9 protein-coding genes are annotated in these 14,316 nt (G+C 46.4%); 1 reads left to right on the top strand and 8 read right to left on the bottom strand.

What is annotated here, in order from left to right:
* Positions 1-70: 70 nt before the first annotated feature.
* The 8 genes from A3860_RS26605 to A3860_RS26570 form a co-directional block, all read right to left on the bottom strand.
* Entirely contained in the window at positions 71-1,141 is a 1,071-nt protein-coding gene (locus A3860_RS26605) for a dipeptidase (RefSeq protein WP_081151968.1), read from the bottom strand.
* A gap of 80 nt (positions 1,142-1,221) precedes the next feature.
* On the bottom strand, positions 1,222-2,259 hold the full coding sequence (locus A3860_RS26600) for a sugar kinase (RefSeq protein WP_245843633.1): 1,038 nt from the start codon (positions 2,257-2,259) through the stop codon (positions 1,222-1,224).
* Positions 2,260-2,401: 142 nt separating this feature from the next.
* A complete protein-coding gene (locus A3860_RS26595; protein ID WP_081151962.1) occupies positions 2,402-2,863 on the bottom strand; it encodes a RidA family protein in 462 nt (153 codons plus the stop codon).
* Positions 2,864-2,880: 17 nt separating this feature from the next.
* Positions 2,881-4,200: a gluconate:H+ symporter gene (locus tag A3860_RS26590; protein WP_081151960.1), complete on the bottom strand. Its 1,320-nt coding sequence runs from the start codon at positions 4,198-4,200 to the stop codon at positions 2,881-2,883.
* 27 nt (positions 4,201-4,227) lie between these two features.
* Positions 4,228-6,522: a glycoside hydrolase family 20 protein gene (locus tag A3860_RS26585; protein WP_081151957.1), complete on the bottom strand. Its 2,295-nt coding sequence runs from the start codon at positions 6,520-6,522 to the stop codon at positions 4,228-4,230.
* Positions 6,523-6,525: 3 nt separating this feature from the next.
* A complete protein-coding gene (locus A3860_RS26580; protein WP_245843632.1) occupies positions 6,526-8,133 on the bottom strand; it encodes an alpha-L-fucosidase in 1,608 nt (535 codons plus the stop codon).
* A gap of 139 nt (positions 8,134-8,272) precedes the next feature.
* Positions 8,273-9,805 carry a SusD/RagB family nutrient-binding outer membrane lipoprotein gene (locus A3860_RS26575; protein ID WP_081151951.1) on the bottom strand — a complete coding sequence of 511 codons (1,533 nt, stop codon included), beginning with the start codon at positions 9,803-9,805 and terminating at the stop codon, positions 8,273-8,275.
* A 22-nt stretch (positions 9,806-9,827) separates the two neighbouring features.
* A complete protein-coding gene (locus A3860_RS26570; RefSeq protein WP_081151948.1) occupies positions 9,828-12,977 on the bottom strand; it encodes a SusC/RagA family TonB-linked outer membrane protein in 3,150 nt (1,049 codons plus the stop codon).
* Positions 12,978-13,414: 437 nt separating this feature from the next.
* On the opposite strand from A3860_RS26570, the gene A3860_RS26565 reads away from it, so the two are divergent.
* Positions 13,415-14,197 (top strand): DeoR/GlpR family DNA-binding transcription regulator, encoded by a 783-nt coding sequence (locus A3860_RS26565; protein ID WP_081151945.1) that lies wholly within the window; start codon positions 13,415-13,417, stop codon positions 14,195-14,197.
* Positions 14,198-14,316 lie beyond the last annotated feature (119 nt).

Genomic DNA, 14,316 nt, shown 5'->3' with positions numbered 1-14,316 from the left:
GTTTTAGCTTCTCATTCCACAACTGTTTAATGAACTTTCTTTACAATTAAAATATCATTAAACATTCCTATCAGCTCCAAACCCGCCGCAAAAAACGCAACCAGTTGCCATGCATGACATTCTCTATATCTGCGTGTGTATATCCCCGTTTGATCAGCAGGGTTGGGATCTTTTGCAGATCGGCAATGGTTTCCAGGTCATAAGGAGTTTGTTCCTTGCCAAAAGCGCCATCGAGGTCGGTGCCAATACCAACATGCAGGGTATTGCCGGCAAGCTGACAGATATGATCGAGGTGATCGAGCATTTTTTCGAGGTTGCACTGCATTCCTTCAGGTGTTGATTGCTGCCGCACCCAGCCCGGCACCATCATCCAGGCATCAAGCGCCCCGCCAATCACGGCGCCCCTTTCAATAAGTGCTTTGATCATGTCGTCACTGAACTGGCGGTTATGATTTACCAGGGCCCGGCAATTGTTGTGGCTGGCCCATACCGGCCCGTTGAAAATATGCAGGGCATCCCAAAAGGCGTCATCACATAAATGCGTGGCATCGAGAATAATGCTCAAACGTTCCATTTCTTTTAACAACTCCCTGCCCATAGCCTGTAAACCGCCTGTTGCATCGGTACCATTGGCATAGCGGCCGGGACCATAGTGGGCCGGGCCCACAGCCCGCAATCCATAGGCATATGCTGTTTCAAGGTGCTTTACCGAAACGAGGGAATCAGCGCCCTCAAGGCTTAGTATGTAACCGATGGGTTTATTATCGTTTGGTTCCCCATTCAGCCATAGCGAAAGGTGTTGCTCCAGACCAGTTTTGTCTTTTATCATCACCATTTCACCGGCAGCTTCCATCGCTTTGTACCAGCTCAGCTGCGCCTGGGTTTGGGCCCAGGCCTGTTCGGGTGAGTGCCAGCCGGTCAATGGATTATCAGGCGCCACGTAGCGGCCAATTTGGGTGGCTACTACCAGGCCAATATTTCCCTGCCGCAATTCGGGCAGTGCTACGGTCCCTTTGGCCCGGTCGGGTTTGTCGGTGAGGCCGGCTTCGCGTTTACGAATAGCCATAACCGGCTGCCGCAGATCGCGGTTCCATTCCATAGCGTTCATGCTGAGATCAAGATGTGCATCTATAGTAAACATACCCCCAACCCCCTAAAGGGGGCTTATTTAATTTTTTAGATTAATAATAATTTGTTTGCAGTTTCACAATTCAAGATCAATCAACGTATTATCCTTCCAGAAGACCCGGTTTGCATAAACTGCTCCACCTCCTGCTTCGTTACGATGGCCCAGTCACCATGTATGCTTTGCTTGATGGCGCCACAGGCGATCGCAAACTCCAGCATGGCTGGCGGTTCAAACCCATTCATTAACCCATACAAGATGCCGGCGGTAAAGGCATCGCCACTGCCTATTTGATCGGTAATAAAAGGCAACCGGTAACCAGTTGAAAAATAATACTGCCCCTGGTGCAGGAGCGCTCCTGAATATTCGTGCATCAATCCATCAGTTTTTCGAAAGCTCATGCCCAGCGTTTTCAGCGAAGGCAGCTTTTTTACCAATGCTTCGCAACATTGTTTGAACCTGTCTTCCAAAGAAGCATTCGTATTGGTAGTGATGCCGAAATAAACAGCGGCAGAATCCAGATCGGCCACTACCACTTCGGCCGGTTGCAACAGGGCCGGCATAATGTCGGCCGCTTTTTTACCATACTTCCATAATGTGCTGCGATAGTTGAAATCGGCCGAAATGATGACGCCGTTCTCCTTTGCCACTGCCAGGGCTTCGGCGCATACATCGGCGGCGCTTTGCGATACCGCCGCTGCCACACCCGACCAATGAAAATACCGGGTATCGCGCAGGGCTTTTTTCCAGTCGATCATGCCGGGTTGCAGTTCTGCATAAGAAGAACCGGTTCTATCATAAATAACCCGGGTTGCGCGCATCTGATTGCCTGGTTCTGTAAAATAAAGACCCAGCTTTTCGCCACCATACAATACGTGATCGGTGGCCACGCCATGACTTTGCAATTGTTGTAAACCAGCTAAAGCAATATCGTTATCCGGAACACGGGTAACATACCTGGTTGGCATACCGAGGCGCGACAATAACACACAGGCATTGGCTTCGGCCCCGGCATACCAGACCTCGTATTCGCGGGTTTGTAAAAATCGTTGCGATCCGGCGCTGTGCAACCGCATCATGAATTCACCAAATGCGGTTAATTGAACAGGACCGTAAACGGGTGTCATCATCATTGAAGGCTTTTAACAATTATAACCCATATTCGTGAATGGTCAATGGTTAATGGTGAAATGATTCCCGAATTTCGAGCTTTCCGACACCTCCATTAACCTCAAATCGCAACCTTTTCTTACTTCGTACTTCATACTTCTTACTTCAATACAGCTCAAACAGCGCTTCAATTTCAACGGGTATATTGTCGGGGAGGGAACCAAAGCCTACAGCGCTGCGAACGCCGATGCCATTCTCTTCGCCCCATACTGCGGCAAACAATTCGCTGCACCCGTTTATTACATAAGGATGCCGTTCAAAATCAGGAGTACAGTTAACCATCCCCAGCACTTTGATCACCCGTTTTATTTTATCGAGGCTACCGATATGGGTATGGATCGTTGACAACATGGTTAAGCCTACCTGCCTTGCAGCCAGTTTTCCTTCCTCTACATCTAACTCGCTGCCTATACGGCCAATGATCAATGTTTTATCTTCCCGCACCGGTCCATGGCCCGATAAATAAAGATATTTTCCATCGATCACATAAGGTTTGTACACTCCCAAAGGTGTGGGGGCAGGCGGTAGTCTCAGTCCCAGTTTGTTGAATCTTTCTTCTGCGTTCATGTTCTATGATTGAAATATTATAAACTTATTATCCGGTCAAGGATCATTACCCCGGCCAGTCCGGTCACGGCTACAATGGTTTCCATTACCGACCAGGTCCTTAACGTGTCTTTTATGCTCAGGTTAAAATACTCTTTAAACATCCAGAAGCCGGCATCGTTTACATGCGAAAACAATAAGCTGCCCGCGCCCACTGATAATACCATCAGGTTAGGGTTTACCGATGAGCTGGCTAACAACGGCGCTATGATGCCAGCCGTTGTTAATCCGGCTACCGTAGCCGAGCCCACACATATGCGTATGATGCCGGCCATACACCAACCGAGGATCAACGGATGCACCGGCCAGGTTTGCAGGGCAGCTGCTATTTGCCCGCTTACCCCACTATCGGTCAATACCTGTTTCAATGCTCCGGAACCTGCAATGATCAGCAATATCATACCAACATCCCTAACCGCATCTGTATATATCGCCATTACCGCCTTCATAGTTTTACCACAGGCAATACCCAGGGTAAAAGCGGCTACTAAAACCGAAACCAGCATGATGAGGCCCGGTTCGCTTACCAGGGTCAACACTCCTTTTATAGATCTATCATCGCCGGAGATATAGCTTAATATTGTTGTGGCCGTGAGCAGGAAAACCGGCAACAAGGAGGTAATAAAACTATTGGCCGCGCCCGGCAGTTTTGTTTTGTCAATGGCGGTTGGTCTGAACATTTCCAATGGTTCGGCACCAATATTTTTTATACTCCTTGAAAAAAGCGGACCGGCAATAATGATAGCGGGAATGGCAATCAGTAATCCATATAACAAAGTGACGCCCATATTGGCCCCGAACTGCGTTACCAATGCCGTTGGGGAAGGATGCGGTGGTAAAAAGCCATGCGTAACAGATAAGGCTGCCAGCATGGGCAATCCTATATATACAGCCGGTAATTTATATTGGTATACTACAGAAAAGATCAGGGGCACCATCAACACAAATCCTACCCCATAAAACAACGGAATGCCAATAATAAACCCGGTGATCATGAGCGCCCATTGCATATAACGAACGCCAAATGCGTTCATCAATACAGCCGCTATCTTTTGAGCAGCCCCGCTTTCAGCCACCAGCTTACCCAACATGGCGCCAAGGCAAATAATGCTTACCAGCGAACCAAGCGTATCGCCCATGCCATGTTGCACCGCAGCCATGATCTTTTGTGCCGGAAGCTGTAGTAACAATCCCGCCAATACCGATACCGCCAAAAACGCCAGGAAAGCATTCAGCTTACCCCAGGTAATAAGCAGGATCAGTACTACAATACATATTAATACTATCGCAATTGACATGCTGCGCTTTTAAATATTTTATATTCTTTATTCCACTACTATTTCATCGATCAGCAACAACGCATTGCCGCCCGCGCCATATTCACCTGCAGGTATTGTTCCTTTATTGATGCCTGCTACTTTTATATATCTCGCCTGCACCGGTTTTACCGGCACATCCAATATATTAATACCATTCACTGGAAATGAATCCTGTTTGTACAATTCGCTATACTGTTCCCCATCTGTTGATGCCAGGAACTGCAGGGAAACAGGCGCCCACATCCGCTGCCAATGGTAATTCAACACATGCGCCCCCAGCCGGCGAATTTCCTGTACAGCGCCCAGGTCAATTACGGCCTGCAGATCGGTTCCACTAAAGCCTGTCCATTGACCGTCGTTATACCGGTTGCTGCCAAAAACGCCATTAACCAGCACGCCCGCGCCCGGGTTGAACCGTTCAACCGGTTTATGTTGCAGCACCACAGGTGACCCCACTGCTTTATGTAGTCGAAATGATTGTTGAAATAAACGGCCGGTAGGTTGCCCGTTACCATTCAAAAGCCTGGCTTTTAACGTACCGGTTTGGGAAATCGTTATGGGCCCGGTGTATAAAGCACTTTGTTTGCCGGGCAATGTGTTGTTAGTGGTATACCTGATGGTACTGCCGGGGAGCGAGGTTTGCAGGGTCACCTGCACCGCTTTGTTTTGGGAAGGTGCAACCGTACCCGTTATATCATCATATTGTGATGAATTGGGTAATCCGGCCTGCTGCATCAATGATCTTTGCGCGCGCAACCGTTGCAGAAATTGATCGTAATTGCGTTGCGATGCGGGCGTCCAGCCCAATTCGGCCAGGGCAAGGGCACGGGGAAAGATCATATACAAAGCCTTTGCTTCACTGGTATAATATTCGCTCCAGGCCTGTCCCTCCACTCCTGCCAGCAAGTCTGGGTTCATGTTCTCTGCACTTCCTGCGAGCGGTTCATACCCATATACTTTTTGCAATGGGGTAAATCCGCCTGCCGCCAGTGTTTCCCCGGCATACAGCGATTGGTAATAATCAAAATAACAATGACTCTCGGGCGTCATAATTACGCGGTGTTGTTGTGCAATGGCAGCCTTTCCACCCTCTTCGCCCCGCCAGCTCATGACGGTTGCGTTCGGGGCCAGGCCGCCTTCCAGTATTTCATCCCAGCCAATGATATGCCGTCCCTTACTGTTCAGGTATTTCTCCATGCGCTGAATGAAATAGCTCTGTAAGGCATGTTCATCGGCCAGGCCCATTGCTTTCATCCGTTGCTGGCATTTTGCACAGGCTTTCCAACTTGTTTTGGGACACTCATCACCGCCAATATGGATATAGGTGGAAGGAAAAAGATTGATCACTTCATCGAGCACATTTTGCAGAAAGGTGAATGTACTGTCGTTACCGGCGCAATACACCTCATCAAACACGCCCCAGAAGGTGGCCGTTTTATAAGGCCCGCCCGTGCAACCCAATGTAGGGTACGCCGCCAGCGCTGCCGACGCGTGCCCGGGCATTTCTATTTCAGGTATAATGGTTATATGCCGCGCGGCCGCATATTGAACCACTTCTTTTATTTGCTGTTGCGTATAATAGCCGCCATACCTTTTGCCATCAAAGCGATGGGGTAATTCCTTTTTATGGCCTATCAGGGTTTCGTTGCGCCAGGCAGCTACCGATTGCAATCCTGGATATTTTTTTATTTCTATACGCCAGCCCTGGTCATCGGTAAGGTGCCAGTGAAAGGTGTTAAATTTGTACAGGGCCAGGCAGTCAATATATTTTTTAATAAATGCCACCGGAAAAAAATGTCGGCTCACATCGAGCCCCATGCCCCGGTATGCAAATCGTGGATGATCGTTGATAATATAGGCCGGTACTTTCAGCTTGTTTTTTCCCACACTCCATAATTGCCGCAATGTTTGCAAGGCATACAAAACACCACCCGCATCGTGGCCAATACAGCGAATGGCATTTTTATCAATTCGCAGCTGGTACCCCTCTTTATGAGTAACCACAGCCGAATCAATTTCAAGTGAAATAAAATCACTGCCAGTTGTTTTAGTAGCCACACTTACCTGCATTCCGTTGCAGCATGCAAGATAGCCGTTTAGCAAACCGGCCAAGCCGCTTAACCCGCTGTTACCAATTACAATTTTTGTAGCTGGATTGATATTAAAAAAACCAGTGGATTGTTTTACGTCAACCGGCAATGGTATCAGGGCCGGCAACGTTTGGGTGCCTGCCTGCGCCAGAACGGCATACGGCATTAATAAAAGCAATATTGCCTCCAGGTATGTACGGTTACGCTTCATAATCTACTGCTGCCACAATTTTTTATCGCCTTCCAGTTCTATGCCGCTGCAGGCAGCTGTCGCCTTATATTCGTATTGCTGTCCTTTTTTCAAACCGCTGATAGTTGTCTTGAAATTGCCATTGTTATCAATGAATATGGTTGCCGATCTTATCCATGGACCAGTATACAGGTCTTCTATTTGCCCATGATAGGGACGATAATAAAAACGGGCCTTCATAGCTGTTCCGGGTTTAAAGTTTAGAACTTTTCCTGATAGCAGCAGGCTTGTTCCGGATGAACGGGCATCTAACGTTACCACCTGTACGGGGTCAATAGCCGGTTGTACATTTTCGAGCTTTATAACTATTGGGTTGGGCCACTTATGATCATCATAAATGCGTTGGGTACGAAATACCGATACTACCAGTCCGGAATCTGTTTGACGAAATGACGGGCTTACATTTTTGCCAGGTTTGTATTCCTGGATAATGCCATTCTGTCCCAGTACACTGATGGTGGTGTTAGCGGTTGCCTTTACTGAGTGCAGCACAAAGCTTTTTTGATCGCCTTCTATCCAATCGGGTAAACCGGTAACGATCGCAAACAGCGTTTGCTTGTTGTTCATTGCCGTGAACCAGATATTTTTTTCCCGGCTAATAACCCAGGGTTGCACACTGTCTACCGATTCTTTATTGATGAAATACCAGGCCGCCAGCTCACGCAACCTGTCTTCCTGTTCGGCTACCAGGGTGCCATTGGGTTGTGGGCCTGTATTCAACAAAAGCGATCCGCCTTTGCTCCGGGCCTCTATCAGCAATTCAATCAAATTAGTTCCCGATTTATATCGCTCGTTCGTTGGTTGAAATTGCCAGGCCGTGCCAATGGTGATACAGGAAAGCCAGGGTTTTTGAATGGTTACACCCGGTAACATTTGTTCGGTGGTTTTTAACGCGCCCCTGGTTATCAGCAGGTCGGGCTGTAACTTCCAACAGGTGGCTTTCACCACTTCCTTTGGCTCGCCATCGATGAACAGCAGGTCGATCTTTCCATAATTCGTCATTAATTCTTCGCATTGGGTACGGGTAAATTGATCGAATTCTTTTTTCACCTCCCCGCTCATTACAACGTTGTCGCGGCTGATGAGCATATTATGGGTATGCAGAAAATGAAAATCTTCGGGTGAAAAATAAAAACCAACCTGCAGCCCTGCGTTGCGGGTAGCCTCTACAAAATTTTTCAACAGGTCTTTATGGTAAGGCGTATTCATGATATTGAAACCGGTGGTTTTCGTATCCCACATACAAAAGCCCGAGTGGTGTTTTGTAGTGAACATTATATATTTCATGCCTGCCAGTTTTGCCAGGGTAGCTATTTCCACCGGATCAAAGCGGGCCGGGTTAAATGTTTTTGGCAGCTCGTTAAAATACCGGTTCACGTAATCAGCCGATGCACCCACCAGTGAATGGCTGATCACGATCCCCAGTTGCGCATCCACACTGAAATGGATAAATAATCCGGCAGGCGCATTGCGTAACCATTCCTCCCGCTCGGGTTTATTCAAATTATAATCACTGGCCTCGCCATCTTTCACCACATCATGCTGACCATAAGAAATTGTGCTTTGTATCATGCAAATAAGAACAACTAACCAACCTTTTACTATCATGCCAATCATTTCTTTAAAGTGGTTTATTTAAAAAGAGGGCATAGACATGCCCTCCTGTTACACTTAAAACCTACTTGTAATGTGTACGAGAACTTTTTTCGAATTATTTATCCCACCAAAAACGGGTTAACAGATCGTTTGCACCCTGCCGGCTTATTGCAGCACTATAAGAATCGGCATTGAGGGTTGCTTCGGTTATCGGGTACAGGAACCGTCTGAAAATTTTACCACCGGTAGCGTTGCCGGGATAATTGTTTGGAACCAGGGCCGGATAACCGGTACGGCGATAACTGGCATATACTTCCTGTGCCTCGGGGAATATGCTTACCCAGAATTGGGTGTACAGTACATTCATTTGTGCATCGAAGGTTGCAGCGCTGCTGAACGAGGTGGCTGCAGCCGTTACATAATTATCGATGGCTGTTTGTGCAATAGTGCCGGCGCTTCCGGCAATAACAGCCCATTGCCGCATGGCAGCCCTGATACCGTTCTGGTATAATGAACCGGCCGTGGCGCCCGTGTACCAGCCTCTTAATGCTGCTTCGGTAAGCAGGAAATAAGATTCGGCAGGTGTAAACAACAAATATGGCGAACCCATTAACAGCACGGTTTTGGGATTGGGTTCAGAAAGGTTGCCAAAATTATTTGGCCGCGAAACCAAATTGGAAGGCATGCCCTGTTGAATTGTTGAGGTAGTATCAGGCACTCCATTTTTCCAAACCACTGAAATTACCGGCAGGCGCGGGTCATTACTGTTCTTAAGATAGTTAATGAATACATCCTGGTATTTTCCGCCTTCTGTATTCTTCAATCCGTCCTGGGCAATATAATCAGAGTTCCACAATTGCAATACCAATGGATTTTTATTAATATCCTGGCCCGAACTTAAATATGGTGTTTTAGCCATATCTGCATCTGCTGTAATAACCCCACCCGCTATCGCTTTTGTTGCCCAGCTTTGAGCGGCAGCTGCATCTACCTTGGTCATACGCATGGCGCAACGCAACATCAAAGAATAAGCGAATTTCTTCCACTTATCAGTAGCGCCGCCATAGATAAGGTCGGCCACACCATAAGTTGACTTACTGGCATCGAGGCTTTTTGCGGCATCATCGAGCTCAGCCAATATGTTGGTGTAGATATCTTTCTGTGCATCGTAAGCTGGCTTGTACACCGCAGAATCATATCCTAACCCCGCCTGTGAATAAGGGATATCACCATACAGATCGGTTAACCGGCTAAAACAAAACGCCCGCCATATTCTGGCCTCTGCGAGCCAGTTCACCAACGAAGGATCATTTTTTACCGCCTTGATCACGATGCCTAATTCGTTGATCTCTTTTGGATAGGCGTTATTAAAATTTGCAAAGGTTTGTAAGGTTTGGGCTGCATTATATTTTGAACCAAAGCCCGCCACATCATTAAAGCTGGTGGTATACTGCATAGTACCCAGTAAAAAATACGCCGTGTTGGCGGTGCCATCGTACAAAGCCTTGGTAAATACGTATTGTGGAATTGGTTTTGATACGGCATCAGGATTGGTGTTTGTATCCGCAAAATCCTTATCGCACGACTGCAACAAAAGCCCTCCCAGCACAGCCATACAACCACCAGTATATTTTATAATATTTTTCATATTGTTCAATTCTTTTTAAGTATTATAATTTAAGGGTAAGGTTCAAACCATATGAGCGCGTACGCGGCAAACCGATTGATTCAAATCCCTGCGCATTACTATTGGTAAAGCTTTGTTCAGGATCGAAGTTTTTGGTTTGGCGGTACAGAATGAAAAGATTACGCGCCACAAACGAAATATTGGCCGATTGGATCTTTGCCAATTTGATCTTACTTACCGGAATATTATATGATAAAATAACCTGGCGCAGTTTTATGAAGCTGCCATCGTGTAAGAACTTGTCTGAATATACTTTGTAGTTGTCGTAATAGGTGCGCAATACACCGCCAGCCTGGGTAATGGTTGTATCGTACACCGCACCGGTTTGGTCAACGCCTTTCAGCTCCAATCCTTTATCGCGGCCCGGCAGGGTGCTTTTTAACTTACCCATACGGGTGGCATACAGTTCGAAGATGGAGAATATTTTATTGCCGAATTTTCCGTCGAGCAAAACATTCAGTGAAAAGTTTTTATACCTGAATTCATTGGAGAGGCCCATGGTATAAGGCGCTACGCTGTTACCCAATGGCGCGGGATCGCTCATAACCGGCAGGTGGCTGCCCCTGTTGAATACTACATTATTATTTGCATCGCGCACCATGTGGGTACCTACAATTGTACCATATGGCATTCCTTTAATGTGTTGCAGGGTTGCCCATCCATTCACGGCACTGGCTATTTGCACGGAGTTCAATCCCGGGGCCAGCTCCACCACTTTACTTTCATTATAGGCCATATTATAGCTTACGTTCCAGCCAAAATCAGCTGTTCGTACAGGTTTTCCCGTTAATAATAATTCGACTCCTTTGTTTCTTAATTCACCAACGTTTAAGATAACCGAATTATAGCCCGAAGTGCCGGAGATGGTTGTTTGTACAATATCCTGGGTCGTTTGGCGCTCGTAATAGGCAACATCGAGACCTAACCGGTTATTCAGCGCCTGTAATTCAAGTCCGCCTTCATAGGTATGGGTTGAATAGGGTTTGAGACCAATATTTGAAATTGAATTCTGCCCTGAGGCGTCCTGTGTAACGTTCATCAATGGCTGCCCCGAGCTGGGTACATTGCTGTATGTTAAATTGATCTGGTATGGCTGGGGCGCACCACCACCTACGCCTGCCCAGGAGGCCCTTACTTTGGCCATGTTTATAAATTTGGGCAACTCGACTGCATCGGACAGTATAAAGCTACCGCCTACACTCGGGTAAAAAATGTGATTGTTTGTAGGACTTAACGTAGAGAACCAGTCTTCACGACCTGTAAACGTTAAATAAAACAATCCTTTATAATCGAGGTCAACCGAACCAAATACCGAATTAACAGTAAAATGGGAGGTATAGGGCCTGGTTGTTGAAGCAGCGAGGTTCGAAAAACTATAAAAGTAAGGCACAATGTATTGCTTACCGCTTAAATTCAATTCCTTGTTCTCGAATTTGCGGTTGTTGGCGCCCACCATGGCGCTTACCCCAAAATCCTGTGCAAATTTCGTTTTATAGCTGGCAGTGATCATGCCGTTTGTTTCAGACAGATCCGACTTCAACCCAACATATTCGCCCAATGGCGTATACAGGGTACCGGTTGGTAATATATTTACATAGTTGTAATTATAAAAGTCGCGGCTCACCGTTCCTTTAAACACCAGGTTCTTCACCAATTCATAGGAGATAGAAGCCTGACCAATAAACCGGTTCTTGGTATCGTCTTCTTTCCATTTATTCTGTACAAAATATCCGTTCGAAGCAATGGCGGCATCGTTCCATAACAGTTCATTACCGGCAGAGTCGTAACCGGGTTTAAACCAGCGGATATCAGCCGTGGTGGATATTTCCAATGGCGTCCAGTTGGGGTTACCCAACGCATCCCCGGCGCCGGTACGGTTGTGTCCCTGTTCCAGGTTGTATTGCGCCAATGCTTCAAAGCTTAATTTATCGTTGATCTTGCCATTCACCGACAGGTTGAAGGTTTTACGCTTATAGGTAGTGTTGGGCAGAATACCTTTGCTGTTGAGGTCGGCTAAAGAGAACCGGTATTGTATGGCCTCGTTACCACCTGAAAATGCCAGGCTGTTGGTGAACGTAGTACCGGTTTGATAATAATTCTGAATATTTTTTTTCTGGGCTGCGTAAGGATGCATTTTTCCATCAGCACCCATAAATTGTTTGGAAGGGTCGATAGGCGCACCCCATGATTTTCGGCCCGATTGCTGTCCGTCAGCAAGCGTAAGTGGCATATCGCCGTTCAATCCCTGACCATATTCATATTGAAAATCGGGGATCACCGCAACATTCTCCATAGTATAGGTTGAGTTGTACTCAACGCCTATACCTTTTTGCGCCCGGCCTTTTTTGGTTGTGATCATTATAACCCCGTTACTGGCGCGCGAGCCATACAGGGCGGCGGCCGTACCGCCTTTTAATACGGTGATGGTTTCAATATCATCGGGGTTAATGCCTGCAATTCCATCACCTTTATCAATGTTGCTGGTAATACCATTCGCAGTAGGTGCGCCGCCCGGAACAGTATTATCGATAGGCATACCATTTATTACATATAAAGGCTGGTTATCACCGATCATGGAACTATTACCACGAATGGTAACCCGGCTTGAACCGCCCGGACCGGTTGATAAACCGGCTGCGTTCACTCCGGCAATTTTTCCGGAAAGGGCATTGGCAACATTGTTTTCACGAGCCTGCGTAAATTCACTGCCCTTTGCTTCAGACACTGCATAGGAAACCGCTTTGCGATCTTTCTTTATACCCAATGCCGTTACCACCACATTATCGAGCATATCGGCGCCGCCCTGTTTTAACGAAATGGTGAGGAAGCCCTGACTGGGATCAATTGTAAGCTGCTTTTTTTCGTAGCCTACCGAAGAAACAACTAATTGAATGGAAGAAGAATTGGCGCTGGCGGGTATGGTCAGCGTAAAACGCCCTTTGGTATCGGTAGTGGTAGAGGCCTCACTGCTATTGGAGACCAGGGTTACGGTAACATTGGGAATGGGAGTTTGGTCGGTTTCATTTTTTACTACCCCCTTTAATTGGGCAGACTGCGCCAGACCTGAGAAGGCAAAAAGCAAATGGAAACATAGCAGCAAGCTGCCCGAAGCAATTAGTTTGACTCGTTTCATAAGCGTTGTGTTGAGTAGAAAAGTTAGTTACGGTTGCAAATTCTGTCTCAATTTAATAACAAAAAAGCAATATCTGCAAATTATTTGCAATTAAAATAATAATTGCTGCAAATTGTTACATATAGGTAATTCCTAATGGCGGTTTAGGCCGGAAGCGGGCAATACTTTATAACTGTTTGATATTCAGTTTAATTTAGAATGCCCATCAAATTCAGACAGATTTGCCGGTCGGCAGAAATGGACTTGCAAAATATTTGCAATTATTGTATTATTGCAAAGATTGCAGAGAAATAGAAGGTATACAAAGTGTTGCCTGTTGCCCTGTTTATTTGAAAAATATTAGCCGGCAACCTTGAAGAAGCCATTTTATTTCGAGGATAATATTGAATTTTGTCAATTGGAGAAGGACCTCATCCAAACAACGTTTCAACAGATATATGGCAAACAATAATTCAAATTCATCAGCCCCGGTAGCCTTGCAAAAAAAGGAAAGGAAGAAGCTGATCATCAAACAGGTGAACATCCATACCCGTTTAATGTTTACCGACCTGGTTAAACTGATCGATGTGTCGGAAGATACCATCAGGCGTGATGTGAACGAACTGGCCGAGGAAGGACAGGTGATCCGCATTAAAGGCGGGGTTATGTCGGCGGCCTATCATATTGGCCATGAATCACAGACGTATTCACAGCAAAATAAGGGGATCATTGCCGATAAAACCGTGCAATTACTGAAAGACGATATGATCGTGCTCATCGGCGGTGGTACTACCATCAGGGAGTTCATCAAAAAGATCCCTGCCACCCTGCGCGCCACCTTTATTACCGTAAACGTGCTTACCGCCGTTGAATTGCTCGATAAACCAATGATCAAAACCATTATGATCGGCGGACAAATTTCAACCTACAGCCAGATGACTGTTAGCGGTGAAGTTTTTCAGTACCTCAGCAATATCAAGGCCGACCTGTGCATCCTGGGTATCAATGCCATTGATTCAAATAGCGGCTTAACCGATTCTGACTGGGAAACCATTCAGGTTAAAAAAGCCATGATCAACGCTGCAGATAAAGTGGCCGTGCTCACCATTTCCGAAAAACTCAATTCGGTGATGCAAATGAAAATTGCCGATGTGAATGAGATCCATTATTTAATCACAGAACTTTCGCCTGAGAGCAATGAATTACAGGCTTATAAAGCTAAAAATCTTACGCTTCTTTAATTACCCGCCACACATTGGTCTGTTATTTGCCAACATCAAACAGTGAGCTACCTTCACCAGGTAACAGACCAGACTTTACCATACAGGTTATCCAAAATAATTATTGGTTTCCCTCAGCC

The organism is Niastella vici (assembly GCF_002077945.1).
GTDB lineage: Bacteria > Bacteroidota > Bacteroidia > Chitinophagales > Chitinophagaceae > Niastella > Niastella vici.
Note: the sequence above shows the minus strand (reverse complement) of the source record. Positions and strands in the feature narration are given on the sequence as shown.

Coding starts and splice junctions, on each gene's coding strand:
- A3860_RS26605 (WP_081151968.1), bottom strand. CDS start 1,141: ATGTTTACTATAGATGCACATCTTGATCTCAGCATGAACGCTATGGAA.
- A3860_RS26600 (WP_245843633.1), bottom strand. CDS start 2,259: ATGATGATGACACCCGTTTACGGTCCTGTTCAATTAACCGCATTTGGT.
- A3860_RS26595 (WP_081151962.1), bottom strand. CDS start 2,863: ATGAACGCAGAAGAAAGATTCAACAAACTGGGACTGAGACTACCGCCT.
- A3860_RS26590 (WP_081151960.1), bottom strand. CDS start 4,200: ATGTCAATTGCGATAGTATTAATATGTATTGTAGTACTGATCCTGCTT.
- A3860_RS26585 (WP_081151957.1), bottom strand. CDS start 6,522: ATGAAGCGTAACCGTACATACCTGGAGGCAATATTGCTTTTATTAATG.
- A3860_RS26580 (WP_245843632.1), bottom strand. CDS start 8,133: ATGATACAAAGCACAATTTCTTATGGTCAGCATGATGTGGTGAAAGAT.
- A3860_RS26575 (WP_081151951.1), bottom strand. CDS start 9,805: ATGAAAAATATTATAAAATATACTGGTGGTTGTATGGCTGTGCTGGGA.
- A3860_RS26570 (WP_081151948.1), bottom strand. CDS start 12,977: ATGAAACGAGTCAAACTAATTGCTTCGGGCAGCTTGCTGCTATGTTTC.
- A3860_RS26565 (WP_081151945.1), top strand. CDS start 13,415: ATGGCAAACAATAATTCAAATTCATCAGCCCCGGTAGCCTTGCAAAAA.